17 protein-coding genes are annotated in these 16494 nt (G+C 35.8%); 5 read left to right on the top strand and 12 right to left on the bottom strand.

What is annotated here, in order from left to right; genetic code table 11:
• Positions 1-628: 628 nt before the first annotated feature.
• The 6 genes from rpsR to CVS95_RS09205 form a co-directional block, all read right to left on the bottom strand.
• On the bottom strand, positions 629-889 hold the full coding sequence (rpsR, locus tag CVS95_RS09230; RefSeq protein ID WP_021091467.1) for a 30S ribosomal protein S18: 261 nt from the start codon (positions 887-889) through the stop codon (positions 629-631).
• Between the two features lie 15 nt (positions 890-904).
• Positions 905-1462 (bottom strand): single-stranded DNA-binding protein, encoded by a 558-nt coding sequence (locus CVS95_RS09225; RefSeq protein ID WP_107696407.1) that lies wholly within the window; start codon positions 1460-1462, stop codon positions 905-907.
• A gap of 13 nt (positions 1463-1475) precedes the next feature.
• A complete protein-coding gene (gene rpsF, locus CVS95_RS09220) occupies positions 1476-1895 on the bottom strand; it encodes a 30S ribosomal protein S6 (protein WP_021091458.1) in 420 nt (139 codons plus the stop codon).
• Positions 1896-1972: 77 nt separating this feature from the next.
• Positions 1973-2971 carry a DNA polymerase III subunit delta gene (gene holA / locus CVS95_RS09215; protein WP_107696406.1) on the bottom strand — a complete coding sequence of 333 codons (999 nt, stop codon included), beginning with the start codon at positions 2969-2971 and terminating at the stop codon, positions 1973-1975.
• Positions 2964-4883, bottom strand: a complete 1920-nt coding sequence (locus CVS95_RS09210; protein ID WP_107696405.1) for an RNB domain-containing ribonuclease — start codon at positions 4881-4883, stop codon at positions 2964-2966. The genes holA and CVS95_RS09210 overlap by 8 nt, the downstream gene beginning before the upstream one ends.
• Positions 4880-5698 (bottom strand): HDOD domain-containing protein, encoded by an 819-nt coding sequence (locus CVS95_RS09205; RefSeq protein ID WP_021091523.1) that lies wholly within the window; start codon positions 5696-5698, stop codon positions 4880-4882. The genes CVS95_RS09210 and CVS95_RS09205 overlap by 4 nt, the downstream gene beginning before the upstream one ends.
• A 142-nt stretch (positions 5699-5840) precedes the next feature.
• On the opposite strand from CVS95_RS09205, the gene ilvC reads away from it, so the two are divergent.
• The 4 genes from ilvC to ruvX are packed head-to-tail and all read left to right on the top strand — an operon-like array spanning position 5841 to position 9405.
• The gene (ilvC, locus tag CVS95_RS09200) at positions 5841-6863 is read left to right on the top strand and encodes a ketol-acid reductoisomerase (protein ID WP_054196937.1); all 1023 of its coding nucleotides are present in this window, start codon (positions 5841-5843) and stop codon (positions 6861-6863) included.
• A 3-nt stretch (positions 6864-6866) separates the two neighbouring features.
• Entirely contained in the window at positions 6867-8258 is a 1392-nt protein-coding gene (locus CVS95_RS09195) for a divergent polysaccharide deacetylase family protein (protein ID WP_107696404.1), read from the top strand.
• On the top strand, positions 8255-9025 hold the full coding sequence (locus tag CVS95_RS09190) for a DNA-processing protein DprA (protein WP_107696403.1): 771 nt from the start codon (positions 8255-8257) through the stop codon (positions 9023-9025). Before CVS95_RS09195 ends, CVS95_RS09190 begins: the two co-directional genes overlap by 4 nt.
• Positions 9022-9405 carry a Holliday junction resolvase RuvX gene (gene ruvX / locus CVS95_RS09185; RefSeq protein ID WP_107696402.1) on the top strand — a complete coding sequence of 128 codons (384 nt, stop codon included), beginning with the start codon at positions 9022-9024 and terminating at the stop codon, positions 9403-9405. The genes CVS95_RS09190 and ruvX overlap by 4 nt, the downstream gene beginning before the upstream one ends.
• Positions 9406-9420: 15 nt before the next feature.
• On the opposite strand, the gene CVS95_RS09180 is transcribed toward ruvX, so the two are convergent.
• The 6 genes from CVS95_RS09180 to CVS95_RS09150 form a co-directional block, all read right to left on the bottom strand.
• Positions 9421-10221, bottom strand: a complete 801-nt coding sequence (locus CVS95_RS09180; RefSeq protein ID WP_107696401.1) for a hypothetical protein — start codon at positions 10219-10221, stop codon at positions 9421-9423.
• On the bottom strand, positions 10218-11240 hold the full coding sequence (queA, locus tag CVS95_RS09175; RefSeq protein ID WP_107696400.1) for a tRNA preQ1(34) S-adenosylmethionine ribosyltransferase-isomerase QueA: 1023 nt from the start codon (positions 11238-11240) through the stop codon (positions 10218-10220). The genes CVS95_RS09180 and queA overlap by 4 nt, the downstream gene beginning before the upstream one ends.
• A complete protein-coding gene (gene tatC, locus CVS95_RS09170) occupies positions 11233-11991 on the bottom strand; it encodes a twin-arginine translocase subunit TatC (protein WP_103600384.1) in 759 nt (252 codons plus the stop codon). The genes queA and tatC overlap by 8 nt, the downstream gene beginning before the upstream one ends.
• A complete protein-coding gene (gene tatB / locus CVS95_RS09165; RefSeq protein ID WP_085658241.1) occupies positions 11991-12389 on the bottom strand; it encodes a Sec-independent protein translocase protein TatB in 399 nt (132 codons plus the stop codon). The genes tatC and tatB overlap by 1 nt, the downstream gene beginning before the upstream one ends.
• A 67-nt stretch (positions 12390-12456) precedes the next feature.
• The gene (gene hemW, locus CVS95_RS09155; protein WP_107696399.1) at positions 12457-13503 is read right to left on the bottom strand and encodes a radical SAM family heme chaperone HemW; all 1047 of its coding nucleotides are present in this window, start codon (positions 13501-13503) and stop codon (positions 12457-12459) included.
• Positions 13504-13556: 53 nt separating this feature from the next.
• Positions 13557-14441 carry a helix-turn-helix domain-containing protein gene (locus CVS95_RS09150; protein ID WP_107696398.1) on the bottom strand — a complete coding sequence of 295 codons (885 nt, stop codon included), beginning with the start codon at positions 14439-14441 and terminating at the stop codon, positions 13557-13559.
• 106 nt (positions 14442-14547) lie between these two features.
• Here CVS95_RS09150 and CVS95_RS09145 point away from each other — a divergent pair, with 106 nt between their 5' ends.
• On the top strand, positions 14548-16494 hold the full coding sequence (locus CVS95_RS09145) for a TonB-dependent receptor domain-containing protein (RefSeq protein ID WP_107696397.1): 1947 nt from the start codon (positions 14548-14550) through the stop codon (positions 16492-16494).

Genomic DNA, 16494 nt, shown 5'->3' with positions numbered 1-16494 from the left:
GTCCTGCGTTGGATTCGAACCAACGGCCCCCTCATTAAAAGTGAGATGCTCTACCGACTGAGCTAGCAAGACATTTGTTTAAAAAAGAATTGAGATTATACAAAAAACATTATTACATGTCAAGAAAAGGATGTTTAAAATTTGTTTTTAGCTAACATAGTTGCATGGTTAGGTTGGTTTGGCATCAATAAGTTTTCAAAATAAAATATATTATAAAGCCCACTTGCAAGATATGCAGACACCAAATAGGTGAATATTGGATTTATTTAATAAAATTTATTTATATTTAAGTATCTTGTCTTTTAGTATTATGTGGACAGCTATTGCTATACGATGGATGATGCGTGATTTGTGGTAAAAATTGTGAATAATATGGATCAACGACATTGATTGCACATATCGCTAAATAAGTTATTTTTGAACTAAAGAGTTGTTTAAAGACAGTATATATTTGAGATGTCTACTTGAATAAATTCTATTTACCTCGTGCAAGTTAAATCAAAATTATAGATAGTACTTGAAAAATATTTTAAACTGTGTTCAATAAATAAAAATCTGTAAGAATATAAATCTAGGATATTTAAGATTAGGATAAACCCCGTTAATAGGGGCTTAATAAGTTAATTAATTATAGTCCATCAAAAGGATTTGAAACTACATCTTTGCGATCTACTATGTAAGGTATAATAGCTGCATGACGAGCTCTTTTGATCGCTTTTTCTACCATTTCTTGATGTCTTTTTGATGTGCCAGTTAAACGCCTTGGCATTATTTTAAATCTCTCTGATAAACAATACTTTAAAAGAGAAGTATCTTTATAATCTATAAAATCAATTTTTGCTTCTGTAAATTTGCAATATTTACGTGAATATTTTCTTTTTTCTGCCATTTTCTATCCTTTAAATTAAAACGGTATTTCGTTGTCGCCATCAAAATTATCGGCGTCAATGTTTATATCAGGGATTTTTTCCTCATAGTACTCTTCTTGTACTTTTTTATTTTGTGGTTGCATTTGCTGTCTTTGTGGTGCTGAATTTTGATATCCACCATTGCCATAGCTATTAGTTGAACCATTATTTCGTTGTTGTGAGTACGAACTATTTTGATTAAATCCACCTTGACTTTGTCCATTAGCTCCGCTATTTCCGCCAAGCATCTCCATATTTTCAACTACGATTGAGTGCTTTGAACGGTTTTGTCCATTGTTGTCGGTCCATTGATCAAATTTTAATCTTCCTTCAATCAGAAGCTTAGAGCCTTTGCTTAAATATTGATTTGCTATCTCAGCTGATTTGCCAAAGAATGATATGTCAATAAAGCATGTCTCTTCACGTTTTTCGCCGTTAGCATTAAATTTTCTAGTAACAGCAATACCGGAATTTCCTATAGCAGATCCACTAGTAGTGTATCTTAGCTCGATATCTCTTGTTAAATTCCCAACTAGTACTACTTTATTGAACATTTTTTATCCTTGATTATTCTTCTGTAAAAGTTTGCTCGTCTACTTTTTCAACTCTTGGCTCACGCGGTGCTCTTGGCTCACGAGGCTCTTTTTTTATAGTTTGTTTGATACCTTTGCAAAGTCTTTCCCAAGCTGCGATTTCGCGTTTATTTTCATATTTAACGCTTAAAAATCTTATTATATCTTCAGTGATCCTTACATTTCTTGTAAGTTCTGCAAGAAGCGCTGGTGGTGCTTTGTAATAGATAACAAAGTATGTTCCACGCTCGTATTTTTTGATGGTATAAGCTAGTTTTCTAGTACCCATCTCAACGACAGTAGCGATCTCGCCACCATTTTTTGTTATAACTTCTTTTACGAAGTCAACTTTAGCTTTAACTTCCTCTTCCGTTAATGTCGGCTTAAGAATAAATAAAAGCTCGTAATGTTTCATTTCTTCTCCTTATGGATATTTAGCTCACTTTGTGAGCAAGGATTTTGCTTTAAGCAAGCGTGGATTTTAGCTTAAAGTTACTTAATATTTGCTGTTGATATGAGGTGTTGCAGATTTAAAATGGTCGATAAGACGAAAATTTCTTTATCCATTTTTGTATTTGTTTTTAGCTCTAGCTCGGCTAAATTTAGCGTTTTAAATATCTCCAAATAGGCATTTAAACTTAGCTTTAAGCTATTTGCTTTTAGTAAATTTGCCACATTTACAGGCGGCTGATAGCCGATCGCTTCGTCTAAATTTAAGCGGCCATTTATCTTGATGTAAGAGTAAATTTTAAATAGCCTAAAAAATGCTTTGTAAAGTGAGTTTAGAAGTAAAATTTCATTAAAATTTGGATCTTCTAAGTAGGTAAAAAAGTCATTTTTTATATCCTTTAGAGCCATAAATTTGTTAAAAAAATCATCAAAATTTATCCCGCCAAGTCCAAAAACCAGCCTTTTGACATCGTCTTGTTCGATGTGAGCGTTTAGGCTCTTTAGCTTTGTTAGCTCGCTTGCTGCAAGGTATAAATTTTCATTATGTGTAAAATAAAGCTCATAAAGTGCATTTTTGGTTATGTTTAGGCCTATTTTAGCTGAGCTTTTAGCTAGTAAATTTATCGCTTCATCTGGAGTTGATGGCTTAAAAAATCTCGCAAAATTTGTCCCAAAAGTCTTTTGTATATCAAAAACTAGTTTCATATCGGATTCATAAAGTTCAAATAAAAAGTAATTATCTTGGCTTTTTGAGCAAAGCGAGATGAGCTCTTTTAGCTCTTTTGCTGGGATTTTTTTGTCGCTTTTTACATAAAGGATATTTTTACCGCCAAAAAGTGACTGCTCGCTTAGATGAGAGCTTGCTTGCGCGTAGTTATACTCATCAAAATAAAGGCTTAATAAATTCGCATCTTCGCTTGAGTAAAAGCTCAAAATTTCTTTGCCAAAGAGCTCGATCTGAAACTCGTCCGCCCCAAAAAGTAAGAAGTAGTTGCTTAAATTTGCATTTGCTAAATTTAGCTCCAAATCTTTTCTATACATCGATCTTTCTTACCACTTTTGCAAAAATTTTAGTGCTTGCAATATCAGCCTCTGTGATCTTTACAACGAGCTTTTGAAGTAAATTTGCGCTGTATCCTGCTATAAAAATCCTAGCTCCAACAAAATGATCATCAAGCTTGGCAACCAAGACATTTTGGTTTTCGCTCACGTAGCAACGCACCTCTTTGCCGATGTTTGCTGCTGCCCAGCGTGCAAATTTTCTATCCATAAAGTCGTAGGCTACTTTGTCGGCTTCTCTTTCAAGCTCGCTTAAATTTGCGCAGGTGCTTTGGATGTTTAAAAGCAAGAAGTTGTAAAGTTTCTCATCTTTTGAAATTTTAGCCTTTAAAAGCCTGTGTAAAATAAGGTCAGAATAGCGTCTAATAGGACTTGTAAAGTGTGTATATCTATCAAATCCAAGCCCAAAGTGGCCTAAATTTTCACTTGAGTATTCAGCCTTTTTTTGAGACTTGATGATGAGCTTATCTATCTCTTCACGGTTGCCCAGTTCATCGGCTTTTAGCTGTATCTTTCTTATTAAATTTGCAAGATCGTTTTCATAAGTAAAGTCAAGCCCCAGAAGCTGCAGGTCCTCAAGCAAGGTATCTATCTTTTTAAAATCAGGCGATGCGTGGTTTCTAAAAACACCTTTTGTAATGAGCTTTGCGGCGGCTTTGTTTGCTAAAAGCATGCAGTCCTCAACAAGTCTATGGGAGTCGGAGTCACTTTCAAATCTAGTTTGTAAAATTTGACCCTCATCGTCAAGGCTCATTCTAAGCTCTTTTGTCCTGAAGTCAAATGCGTGCAAAAGCCTTTTTTTGCGAAGCTTTGTGGTGAGTTTAAAAAGTGGCTTGACCCATGAAATTTCACACTCTCTTTTGCCTTCTAAAATTTCATCGATCTCATCGTAGTTAAAGCGCCTTTTTGAAAGGATAATCGCTTCAAAAAGCTCCTCTTTTTTTACCTCGTTGTTTGCATCAAGTGAAATTTTAAAACAAAATGCAAGGCGTGGCACGTCTGGCTTTAGCGAGCATATATTTTCACTTAGCGCGCGCGGCAACATCGGTACTGAAATGTGCGGAAAGTAGATAGAAAAGCCTCTTTTTTTAGCCTCACTATCAATGGCGCTATATGCAGTCACGTACTCGCTTACATCAGCGATCGCTACGTAAATTTCGCGCTTTTTCTCATCAAAATATATGGCATCGTCAAAGTCTTTGGCATCGACTGGGTCGATCGTGCAAAACTCTAAATTTCTTAGATCAACCCTGTTTGGATACATGCTAGCATCAACTTCATCGCCAAATGCCTTTGCCTCAAGCTCACAAGCCTCGCTAAATTTATCATTTTTATTATAAATGGCAAGCGAAATTTTCTCATCGCTTAGCGGATCTTCTAAATTTCCTAAAACCTCGACTATCTCGTTGTTTAGGTTATTTATCTTTAATAGCGTCCCAAGTGGGAGCATCTTTAGACTTTTTTGTGTCGCCTTTAGGGTTGTGCTTAGTCCGGTTTTTAAATTTACACCTAAGATAGCTACTCCAAAGCGTTTTGTGTAGACCACGCTTGTCTCATTGGCAAGCTTTAGGCTCATTACTATTTTAGCGCTTTGGCGCTTTTTTTTAAGCGGCAAAAGCTTTGCTAACACTATATCGCCAAGGTGTGAATTGTTTAAATTTTTATTTTCAACAATGATGTCTTGCTTGAAGCGTTTATCAAACGGCAAGATAAAGCCAGTTGCGTTTTGGCTGATGTCTAGCTTGCCACAGACGTAGCCATTGTTTAGATAAAATTTATCTTTATGAGAGCTTACGGCACCAAGATTTAAGAGATTTCGTAAAATCTCTTTATCTTCGTTTGAAACTTCTTTTTCCTTGATGCCAACTAGTAGTGAGGTTAGAAATTCTTTCACAAATTATCTTTGACTTTAGCAACAGCCATTAAAAACGTATCATGTCCAAAGCCGTATTCGTCAAGAAGAGGTAGGGTATTTTGTATGCTTATATCATCAAGTTGATTAAAGATATTTACAGCCGTTTTTATCACTTTTAGGGCTTTTGCGTAATCTTTTATATGATCTGGTGCCTCTTCTGGATTGTTTGAATAGAGTATTGAGCTGCTAAGCTCTGTCTCAAGGTTCCATTGTTCAAAAATTTTAGCTGTAACTTCTTCATTTGACATATCTAAAATTTCTGTTTCAAATAGGGCAAGATCGATTGGACTAGATATATTTTTAAGTTTTTCCCTAAATTCGACGTCTTGCTTATTTTCGGCTAATTCATGAGCAAGAACTATCTTGCCAATCTCAAGCATAAATGAAGCTGGAGAGAGAATTTCTAGGCTTTTAGGATTAACTTTAGAATGCCAATTGTACATCAGTGCATTTTGTATTATCGAGATATTTAAAAAATCTTGTGTAGTAATGCCATAAGGCTCTAAATTTATAGAAAAGCTCTTTTTAATCGTACTTGAAAGCGCAAAACCTCGAATAGTAGCCATACCAAAAAGAGAAATAGCTCTTGCGATGGTTGTGATCTCTTGAGAAAACCCATAAAGTGGAGAGTTTGCTGAACGCAAGATATTTGCTGTTAGCATCGGATCCTTTTCGACCACTTTTGTAAGATCACTTATTGAGCTATTTTCGTCCGCATGTAAGCGTTGAATTTGTATAACTGTGTCATCTAATGGTGGAAGTGCTTTGATTTTTTTAAAAACTGATTCATTCATTGAGTTATCTCTTTTTTTGAAATTTCAGCGTATTTTATCAAAATAAATTATCATAAAACTTAAAAAGAGTTTCTGCATATTTCAGCCGAATTTTTGCTGGCTAAAGTTATAATTTTGCCAAATTTTAATAATAGGAGTAACAATGGCTATAAATGTTTATTATGATAAAGACTGCGATTTAAGCCTTATTCAAAGTAAAAAAGTAGCAATCATCGGCTTTGGTTCACAAGGTCATGCACATGCTGAAAATTTAAGAGATAACGGTGTAAGCGTTGTGATTGGCCTTTCAAAAGGTGGCAAAAGCTGGGCAAAGGCTGAAGCAAAAGGCTTTGAGGTAAAAACTGTAAGCGAAGCTACAAAGGGCGCTGATGTGGTTATGATTTTAACTCCAGATGAGCTTCAAGCAGAAATTTATAAAAATGAGATCGAACCAAATTTAAAAGATCACGCTGCTATCGCATTTGGACATGGTTTTAATGTTCATTTTGGACAGATCAAAGCTCCTGCAAACATAGACGTCATCATGATCGCTCCAAAAGCCCCAGGACATACAGTTAGAAGCGAATTCGTAAGAGGTGGTGGCATACCTGATCTTATCGCTGTTGAGCAAAATGCAAGCGGAAAGGCAAAAGAGATCGCTCTAAGCTATGCTTGCGGTATAGGTGGCGGTAGAACCGGCATTATTGAGACAACATTTAAAGATGAAACTGAAACAGATTTGTTTGGTGAGCAAGCTGTACTTTGCGGCGGTCTTTGCGCACTAGTAAATGCTGGCTTTGATACTCTTGTAGAGGCTGGATATGAGCCTGAGATGGCGTATTTTGAATGCTTGCATGAGCTAAAACTAATCGTTGATTTGATGTATCAAGGTGGCATGGCTGATATGCGTTATTCTATCTCAAATACAGCTGAATACGGTGATTACGTAAGCGGTGTAAGAGTGGTTGGCGAAGAGAGCAGAAAAGCCATGAAAGAAGTTTTAAAAGAGATTCAAAATGGTAAATTTGCAAAAGACTTCATCCTAGAGAGAAAAGCAGGATATGTTAGAATGAACGCTGAACGCGGTATAGCTGAGAGAAGTTTGCTAAATCAAACTGGCAAAAAACTTCGTGCGATGATGCCTTGGATAACTAATGGCAAACTTATAGATCAAAATAAAAACTAAGCCTTGAGCGAAAAAAAGACTACAAAGAAGCGACCTACAAAAAAGAGTGTAGGTCGCTCTCACAATAAAACCTATCTTGGTATCGGCATTATCGCGGCTATTTTGATAATAGCACTTAGCGTAGCTCTTAGTATAAAAAATAATGGTGCAGAACAGATAAGTAAAGCAAATGAGCCAAAGATAGAGAAGCAAATTTCTAAAAAAGCTGAGCCAAAGGTTGCCAGTAAAGAGAAAAAACAAGAGTACGAAAAGAGAAAATACCCTCTAAAATTTGATGAAGATGAAAATTTAAGTAAAATTTTTACCGATCCTAAGCATAAAAGTGAGCTTGCTTTAAATTCAAAAGTTGAGCCAAAAGAGCAAAAAAAGATAGCTGAAGTAAAGAGTGAAGCCAAAAAAGAAGAGATAAAAAAAGAGCAAAACGATACTAAAAATTTGCTTGCAAGTTATAAAAATACAGAGCCTAGCGTAATAGAAAATGAACAAAAGATAGAGCCATTTTATAGCTCAAAAATCGAACAAAAAACTGAGTTAAAACCTCAAAATTTTGAAGCAAAAGTCGATCAAAATAAAAGCGCTGAAATAGAAAAAAAAGAGAAATTTAAAAGCGAGAACACAAAAGTCGAGCCAGCTAAAAAAGCTGAAAATTTAACTACCAAAAAGATAGAAAAAACAAAATACGAAGAAAAAAATATAAAAAAAGATAGCTTTGAAGCGGTACCTTTTACGCCAAATACCAGCATACAAGGACGTGCAAAGCTCGTCATCATAATAGACGATGTGGCGACATTTGAACATGCAAGTATGATAAAGTCACTTGGCCTAAAAATCACACCGTCTATTTTTCCAGCGACAAAGACTCATCCAGATACGCCAAATATCGCAAGAACATTTGAGTTTTATATGATACATCTTCCGATGCAAGCAAAGCACTTTGATAGCCCAGAGATAGGCACTCTCACGATCAACGAGAGTTTTGAGAGCATGCACGAAAAGATAAAAAAGATACGCAAAGACTTCCCGCGTGCAAAATATACAAACAACCACACAGGATCACGCTTTACAAGCGATTTTGATGCTATGGATAAGGCATATAGGGCGCTGATACAGCAGGGCTTTGTCTTTGTTGATAGCAAAACTATCGCTCAAACCGCTGTAGCAAGAGCTGCAAAAAAACATAATCAGCCATATATTTCAAGAGATATATTTTTAGACGACGATCCATCGGCTAGTGCTGTTAGGCGTGAGCTTGCGGCTGCTGTAAATTTGGCTAAAAAAAGAGGCTACGCGATCGCAATTGGACATCCAAAGAAAAATACGATTTCGGTTATAAAAGAGAGTAAAAATAATCTTTTAAAAGATGTTGATGTGGTTTATCTAAAAGATATTTTATGAGACTTGATTTTATCCCAGAGCCGTTAAAAAGACTAAAAAATCCACCAAAACAGCTAAATTTTATCGGAGATACTTCGATTTTATCCTTACCAAAGATCGCAGTTGTTGGCTCAAGAAAGGCAAGTGTTTATACAAAAGAGTGTGTTGCAGCACTTTGTACAGCACTAAAAAGTGCAAATATCTGCGTGGTAAGTGGTGGAGCAATCGGCGTTGATATTGCAGCTCATAAAGCTGCTATGCCACGAACGATTGGCATTTTTGCGAGCGGACTTGATACCATCTATCCAAGCCAAAATAAAGTGGCAATAAAAGAAATTTATGAAAAAGCCTTGGCTCTTAGTGAGTATGATGAAGGTGAGCCGCCACTTGCTTATAGATTTTTAGAGCGAAACCGCATAGTTGTGGGGCTTTGTGAAGCTCTAGTCGTCGCGCAAGCTGATCTTAAAAGTGGCTCTATGCAAAGTGCAAGGCTTGCAAACGAGCTTAAAATTCCAGTTTATGTACTGCCACAACGCATAGGTGAAAGCGATGGGACAAATTTTTTGCTTGCAAATAAAAAAGCCGAGCTTATCGATGGCTATCATAAATTTGCTTCACTTTTTGGCAAGATTAAAGAGCAAGAAAAAACTAGTGACGAGATTTTAGAATTTTGTAAAAATGGCGTAAGTCTTGATGAAGTTTTGGCAAAATTTGGCGATATCATCTATGAGTACGAGCTTGAAGGGCTAGTTGAAATTTCAAATCTAAGAGTAAAGAGCTTGCTATGAGAGAGAAATTTATGGCTATTGATGTTGGGTTAAAGCGAATAGGGCTTGCCTTTGGTTTTGGCGAGGTCGTGACGCCGCTTGAGCCAGTGCTTAGAAAAAATAGAAATCAAGCTGCAAGAGATGTGAGCCAAACGGTAAATGAATATGCCCCAGATACGCTGGTAGTGGGTGTGCCAATCGGCGGTAGTAGCGAAGATGAGATGAGAAGACGCATCGAGCATTTTGTCTCACTTCTTGATGTAAAGGCAAATATTGTCTATCAAGATGAGGCCTTTAGCAGCAGCGAAGCTAGTGAAATTTACACCAATACAAAGCGAGATGGTAGGCTAGATAGCATTTCAGCCACTATTATTTTAAAAAGATATCTTGGGATAAATTAAAAAGTAAAAATCGGTCTATTTTTCGAGCGAATTTTTAAAAGCTAGCTGAAAGCTATCTGTGCTAAAGGGTTGCTTTAATACTGTGACATGATTTGGCAGATCGTTAGCTGACTCATCGCTTTTACAAATGGCTACAATACGAAAATTTTTAATATTTTTAAACTCAAGTATATCTTCTAGCATCGCTTCATTTTTTAAAATTTTACTATCGATAAAAATAACAAATGGAGTAAAAATAGAATCTTTTATATGTCTCATTAGATTGCTAATGTCGTTTTTGCCGATAACTTTTAGACCTAAAAAATTTATCTGAGCACTAATGGTGTCAAACAAAGCATCGTCATCGCAAGCAACTAAGATATTTGTATTTGTTTGATTTTTGATATTTATTTGTCTTTGGATGGCTCTATCGCCTGTTAGTGCCGCGCTAAAAGATATTAAAAATTCTCCATCATTGTGAGAGATTATAGATTCGTTTGCTTTTTTTAGATAGTCATTTATCTTGCTGAGATAGTAGTGACTTGGCCTCATTACGCTATGGCTAGATTTTATCTTAATGTCAAAATGTACAGATTTGGGACTATAATTTTTAAGTTGAAAGAGAATGTAAATGTCTGCATATTCGGTAGAGTAAAGGAAAAATTTGCAAATATTTTCAAGTGTTTTTATGAGATTTGTGGCATCAAATTTTAAAAACCTTGGATAACTTGGATCGTAACTAAAAATGATGGAATTTTTAGTGTCTTGCGCATCTTGGTATATGGCGCTAAGAAAAATTTCCATTCTGTTTATGATATCGATAGGTTTATCTTTCATATTATCAACATCCCGTCGCCGTATGAGTAAAATCTATACTTTTCATCAACTGCCGTTTTATAAATCCTCATCGTCTCTTCAAGCCCTATAAAGCTGGTAACTAGCATTATTAGAGTTGATTTTGGTAGGTGAAAATTTGTAAGAAGGTAGTTTTGCCTGATAGGCTTATTATTTAGGTTTAAAAATAGCTTGCAAAAGCCGCTTGCTTGCTTGCTTCTTGCAAATTCTTCAACACATCTAGTAACCGTCGTGCCAACGCCAAGGATTGGTTTATTAGATTTTATAATCTCTTGAGCTTGCTCGCTTAGCTCGTAAAATTCTGAGTGCATTTTGTGGTCATTTATATTTTGGCACTCCACACCTTTAAATGTCCCAGCGCCAACGTGAAGCGTAATGTAGGCTACTTCATGCTTTGCTTTTATCTGCTCTAGCATCTGCTCGCTAAAGTGCAAGCTTGCAGTAGGGGCAGCTACTGCACCGCTATTTTTGGCAAATATGCTTTGATACCAGCTCTCGTCATCCTTTGTATCGGCTCTTTTAATGTATGGTGGAAGCGGGACGTGACCAATCTTTTCAAGCTCACTAAAAAGGTGAACATTATCAAGCAAAATGCCATTTTGCGTAAAATTTACCACTCTTGTGCCATCATCATTTAGCTCAAGCACATTTACTTTTAGATTATCAGGAAAATTTAAAACGCTACCAGCGCTTACTTTGCCTCTTATATAGACGCTAAATTTATTTTCGCCTATGGGCTGATTTAGCATCACTTCGCAAGCCCCACCGCTTTCTTTTTGTCCTAAAATGCGAGCTTTGATAACTTTTGTATTATTAAAAATAACTGCAGCATCATCTGGAATAAGGCTGGAGAGATCTTTAAATTTGTAGTGTTTTATCTCTTTTGTTTTTTTAAAATAGACAAGCAATCTTGCCTCTTCTTTTGGCAAAACTGGCTCTTTTGCGATGAGCTCTTCTGGCAAAAAATAATCATAACTTGAGACGTCGTTTATATTACTCATCGCTTGCTATGTCGCTGCCTTGTTCTTCTTTTTCGTCTTCATCGTCGCTCTTGTTAGCTCTTTTGGCGACGATTATTGAAATTCCATAAAGTCCAATGAGTGGTAGCGCCATTAAGACTTGACTTATCACATCAGGTGGTGTAACGATAGCTGCAAAGATAAAGATAATAACAACAGCGTATCTGAAGTAATCTTTTAGCATCTTGTCATCGACAAGTCCGATCTTTGCTAAGAAAAATGTAATGACTGGTAGCTCAAATGAAATTCCAAAGCCAATTAGTAGTTTTGCAAAAAAGCCAACATACTCGCCAATGCTTGGTAATGCCGTAAAGAGCTGGCCACCAAAATTTACCAAAAATGCAAAGCCAAGTGGGATGACCACGTAGTAACAAAATGCCGCCCCGCACGCAAACATAAATGAAGCTGAGATGACAAATGGGATCACATATTTTTTTTCATTGTCATAAAGTCCAGGGGCGACAAATAGCCAAAACTGCCAAAAAATGATAGGTAGCGCGATCACGACACCAGCAAAAAATGCAACTTTCATCGCAGTAAAAAATGGCTCTTGAATTTGAGTGAATATGATATTTGAGCCAGCTGGCAATACCTGTTTTAGCGGTTCGCTCATCCATGCAAGCAGTGGGTTCCAAAACGTAAAGCAGATGCCAAAACAGACAAAAACGCTTACTATGCTTATAAAAAGTCTCTTTCTAAGTTCGATTAAATGGGGTCTTAGCTCTTCAAACATTACGCCTCTTTTTTATCGTTTAAGATCGCATCTTTAACTAAATTTGTTGGATTTTGTATATTTTCTACCGTTTTTTTGGTGTCGCTTACGACATTTTGTATATCGTTCGTGATGTCATTTGCGCTTTTCTTGATCTCGTCAAGCTCTTCAAAAGTAAGCTTTTTGCGCACATTCTGCGTGCTTTTAGTTATGCTTTCTTTATATTTTTGAGCATCTTCTTTTAGCTCAGCTATCTTCATTTCTTGATCAAATGTTGATTTTGCGTCGTTTATGCCTTTTTTAAACATTTTTAGAAATTTTGCAATCTGAACCATCGCGCTTGGCAGCTTGTCAGGACCTAAAACTAACACTGCAATAATGGCGATAACTAAGATTTCAGAAAAACTCATTCCAAACATTTTTGCCTCTATTAAATTTTATTTAAGCTTTGTATTTTATCTTGACTTTGCTCAAAATTTTATAAATTTAGCCCTCGATAAAGAGTGCAATTTCGTCGCTTAATAAGAAATTTGGATTATAAAATTTACCGTTTTTAAGATCAAGTTTTTTATTTTCCACAAGCAAATTTGCTCTTTTTTTCTGAGCCTCACTTAAGCGTCCAGCCTCCACGCCAACTATGCTTCTAAGCCCTAGAAATATATGCTCTCTTACAAGCTCACTTTGGCTTAAAAATTCTTTTTCTCTGTAAGTTGGTTGCAAGATGTAGGCATCTATGCTATTTTTGGCGTAGTATCTAGTGTCATCCACTAAGCCCACGCTATAAGCGCCCACGCCAAGGTAGTTTTTGCCCTGCCAGTAGCCAAGATTGTGCTTGCAAATTTGCCCGAAATTTGAAATTTCATACTGCCCAAAGCCAGCAAGCCCAATTTGTTCTATCATAAATTTAGCCAAGCTATCGCTATCCTTTTTATAGCTTTTTTTGCCAGCAAATGGGGTGTTTTCTTCAAGTGTGAGCGAGTATGCGCTAAGGTGAGTGATATTAAGATCTTTTAAATTTGCCACTTCAGCTAAAAGGCGTTTTTTAGTATCAAATTTAGTGTCATAGATGAGGTCTAAATTTATGCTCTCAAAGCCAGCTGTCTGGGCATTTTCTACAGCTTTAAAAATTTGCTCCCTACTGTGAATGCGACCAAGAAATTTAAGCTTATCTTCAAAAAAACTTTGAGCACCAAAGCTTATGCGATTTGCCCCTAAATTTTTAACATGCTTTAGCCAGGCTAAATTTGCAGAATTTGGATTTGCTTCAAGTGTGATCTCAGTTGTTGGAGTGCAAAGAGGAGCTAAAATGCTAAAAATTTCATCATAAAGCTTAGCATTTACCGCGCTTGGTGTGCCGCCACCAAAAAAGATAGTAGAAATTTCTTTTACATTTTGGCTTTTTAGCTGAAAATTTAGATCAAGGCAAAGTGCCTTAAAATAGGCGCTAACCTTGTTAAATTCGTCGTCACTTGAGCCAAAAGCACAATAAGGACACTTGCTTTCACAAAATGGCACGTGGATATAAACTTGCAAATTTCTCTCTTTAAAATTTTGGCGATTATAAGAAATTTGGCATTTATAGCAGTTTAAAAGTAGCTTTTTGTCTTTAAGAGTTTGCTTGGCAAAAAGCCAAAATTTATCTTAAAAATTTTTGCAAAATGTGCAGTATTTGCATAACCTACGATATTTGCAGCTTCTTTTATGCTGATATCGTTTTGCTCTAAAAGAGTAAAAGCTAGCTTTAGGCGCTCTTTTGCTAAGAGCTGATAGATCGTATCTTTGAAAAATAGCTTAAAATTTTTCTTTAGCCAAAAGTCATTTGTGCCACAAAGATGAGCTAGCTCCTTGATACTTGGAGGATTTTGCATACGACTTAGCAAGATCATTTTAGCTTTTAAAAGAGTCTTTTCTTCATCTCTACTAAGTGAAATTTCGCTCTCTTTTTGTATTTTACTTTTATAAATAAGCTCTAAAATTTTTGACTCGGTAAAAATTTCCCTGATCGTGCCTTCATATAAATTTGTCGTCTCAAGTTCATTTAAAACGCAAATTTGAGCTAAATCTTTTTTGTATTTCAAAAGCTCAAATTTATCATCAAATCTAAGTCCAGCAAATATCTCAAGCTTATTTGCGTAGCTTTCGTCAAAAAGTAGTGTTTTTGTCTTATAAAATTTATTTTGATACTCAAAGACACCTTTAAAATCGTCATTAACAAGCCCAATGCAAAATTCATCTTTGTTTAAGATATACTCTTTTTTATCAAGCTTAAAGCAAAGATCGTTTTTATCCTCATTAAACATTAAAAATAGGTATTTTTTAGACTTATGACGATCTCTTTTTATCCTGCCATTACATAAAATTTCACTTTTTAGATAGCTGATACCACTGCTTTGCTTGAAAAACTCCACGCTTACTTGTTTTTCCTTTTGAGATATCTTTCTCGTTCCATATTTTTTGTCTAAATTTATCATTTTATCCCTCAAGCGTTAAATTTAATCCCTTTAGCGTTACGTATGATATTGATAACGATTATTTAATTTTAGTAAAATGTGCATTAAATTTTTATAAGGAGTTTTTGTGAAAAGTGCATTAAAATTTTCTATTTGCGCGGCAATTTTTATAAATTTACCGCTTTTTGCAAATGAAGATAAAGCTCTACCAGAAGTTAAAGTAGTGAGTGCGACAGGATTTGAACAAAATATCAAAGACGCACCAGCAACGCTTAGCGTTATAACTAAAGAGGCATTAGAAAAGAAAAATCACAAAGATATCGAGAGCATGACTAAAGATATCCCAAGTCTTTTTGGGACAAGTCCCGCAGCGGCAAATAGACGAGGAATTTCTATACGTGGATTCTCTCCAAGATTTACTAAAATTCTAGTAAATGGCATGCCAGTACCAGGCGATAACGCCTATAAAGGACTTAGAAGTGTTGGAGGCTCATATAGTTTCGTCCCACCAGCAAGTGCGATAAGCCGTATTGAAGTGATACGTGGACCTATGAGCTCGCTTTATGGAAGCGATGCACTAGGCGGAGTTATAAATATCATTACAGATGAGTTTAGTAATGAATTTGGTGCAAATCTTGGCTCAAGCTATAAATTTGCAAGAAATAAAAATATAAGTGGCGAGCTTTACAATAGCCTTTATTTGCACTCTGGACTAATTGATGATGTTTTAAGTGTTTCTGTTTATGGTAAAAATTTAAATAAATCAGAAGATAAAATTTCTTATGGAATCAGAGAGCAAAAGGATAGAAATTTTGGTGCAAAACTATTTTTTAAGCCAAATGAAAATAATGATCTTATACTTGAGCTTGCAAGAAGCGATGTGAAATATAAAAGAACTAAAGGCAAAACACTATCAACTGGTACTAACTCGGTTGCTAGCGAGAGAATAGAGGGAGATATGATAAATTTAAGCCACGAAGCAAGGCTTGATAATATCTTGCTTCAAAGCTATTTATCTTATGGCAAGCTAAAAGAGACAGCTCAACAAAATTTGACGTTAAAGACTCTAAATTTTGATACAAAAGGCTCATATTTTACCGATAATAATGCCTTTACATTAGGACTAAACGCTAAAAAAGAAAAGCTTGACGAAAAGGCTACCACAGCAGATGCGGCAAATGTAAAAAGGTATGATGTTTCGCTTTACGGCGAAGATGATTATCATCTTACAAAAGACTTTATCTTAAGTACTGGTATTCGTTATAACTACGATGAAAACTATGGATCGCACGTTTCACCAAGAATTTATGGCATCTATAGCTTAAACGACTTTTTCGCCTTAAAGGGTGGAGTTAGCACAGGTTATGCAACACCCGATATCAAGCAACGCACACAAGATCTTGCGTTGCCATTTGCTGGAGGACTTGGAGCACAGCTTGGTAGAAGCAGCCTTAAGCCAGAGACAAGCGTAAGTTATGAATTTGGTGGCGTTTATAATAATAATGAAGGTTTTGAAACGTCTTTAACTGGCTTTTACACAAGTTTTAAAGATATGTTAAGCTATAACCCTATCTGCTCAAGAGGCAGCGTTTGCAGACACAAAGGTAAAATTTATCCAAATGGTATTTGGGAGAGTATAAATATCGGCAAGGCTGAAATTTACGGAGTTGAGCTAACAAATGAGTGGCAGGTGACAAATGCTCTTAGACTAAATCAAAGCTATGTTTATACAAAATCAAAACAAAAAGATGGACCAGAAGCTGGTAAAACCTTAAACAACTATCCGCTTCATACATTTAAATTTGGAGCGAACTACGAGCTAAATAGATGGCTAAATTTCTGGTCACAGATAAATTACTATGGTAGAACTAAAAACTCTTTTAACTATGCTAATGATATGAGAGCTTACGTTATCGCAGATCTTGGCATAAACTACAATGTAACTAAAAATTTCAGCCTAAACCTAAGCGTTTATAATCTCTTTAACGAGTTTTTTACGACAAGATCAAACAGATATGATATCTTAATAGCCGATGGGCAAAAGATCGAACTTGGCTTTAATTTAAAGTTTTAA

It is taken from the genome of Campylobacter concisus (genome assembly GCF_003048905.1).
Taxonomy (GTDB): Bacteria; Campylobacterota; Campylobacteria; order Campylobacterales; family Campylobacteraceae; genus Campylobacter_A; species Campylobacter_A concisus_V.
The sequence above is the reverse complement of the archived record's forward strand: the minus strand, read 5'-3'. Positions and strand labels throughout refer to the sequence as shown.

What these genes read in the sequence shown, in the direction of transcription:
- rpsR (WP_021091467.1), bottom strand. Translation starts at nt 889, where the DNA reads ATGGCAGAAAAAAGAAAATATTCACGTAAATATTGCAAATTTACAGAA.
- CVS95_RS09225 (WP_107696407.1), bottom strand. Translation starts at nt 1,462, where the DNA reads ATGTTCAATAAAGTAGTACTAGTTGGGAATTTAACAAGAGATATCGAG.
- rpsF (WP_021091458.1), bottom strand. Translation starts at nt 1,895, where the DNA reads ATGAAACATTACGAGCTTTTATTTATTCTTAAGCCGACATTAACGGAA.
- holA (WP_107696406.1), bottom strand. Translation starts at nt 2,971, where the DNA reads ATGTATAGAAAAGATTTGGAGCTAAATTTAGCAAATGCAAATTTAAGC.
- CVS95_RS09205 (WP_021091523.1), bottom strand. Translation starts at nt 5,698, where the DNA reads ATGAATGAATCAGTTTTTAAAAAAATCAAAGCACTTCCACCATTAGAT.
- ilvC (WP_054196937.1), top strand. Translation starts at nt 5,841, where the DNA reads ATGGCTATAAATGTTTATTATGATAAAGACTGCGATTTAAGCCTTATT.
- CVS95_RS09190 (WP_107696403.1), top strand. Translation starts at nt 8,255, where the DNA reads ATGAGACTTGATTTTATCCCAGAGCCGTTAAAAAGACTAAAAAATCCA.
- ruvX (WP_107696402.1), top strand. Translation starts at nt 9,022, where the DNA reads ATGAGAGAGAAATTTATGGCTATTGATGTTGGGTTAAAGCGAATAGGG.
- CVS95_RS09180 (WP_107696401.1), bottom strand. Translation starts at nt 10,221, where the DNA reads ATGAAAGATAAACCTATCGATATCATAAACAGAATGGAAATTTTTCTT.
- queA (WP_107696400.1), bottom strand. Translation starts at nt 11,240, where the DNA reads ATGAGTAATATAAACGACGTCTCAAGTTATGATTATTTTTTGCCAGAA.
- tatC (WP_103600384.1), bottom strand. Translation starts at nt 11,991, where the DNA reads ATGTTTGAAGAGCTAAGACCCCATTTAATCGAACTTAGAAAGAGACTT.
- tatB (WP_085658241.1), bottom strand. Translation starts at nt 12,389, where the DNA reads ATGTTTGGAATGAGTTTTTCTGAAATCTTAGTTATCGCCATTATTGCA.
- CVS95_RS09150 (WP_107696398.1), bottom strand. Translation starts at nt 14,441, where the DNA reads ATGATAAATTTAGACAAAAAATATGGAACGAGAAAGATATCTCAAAAG.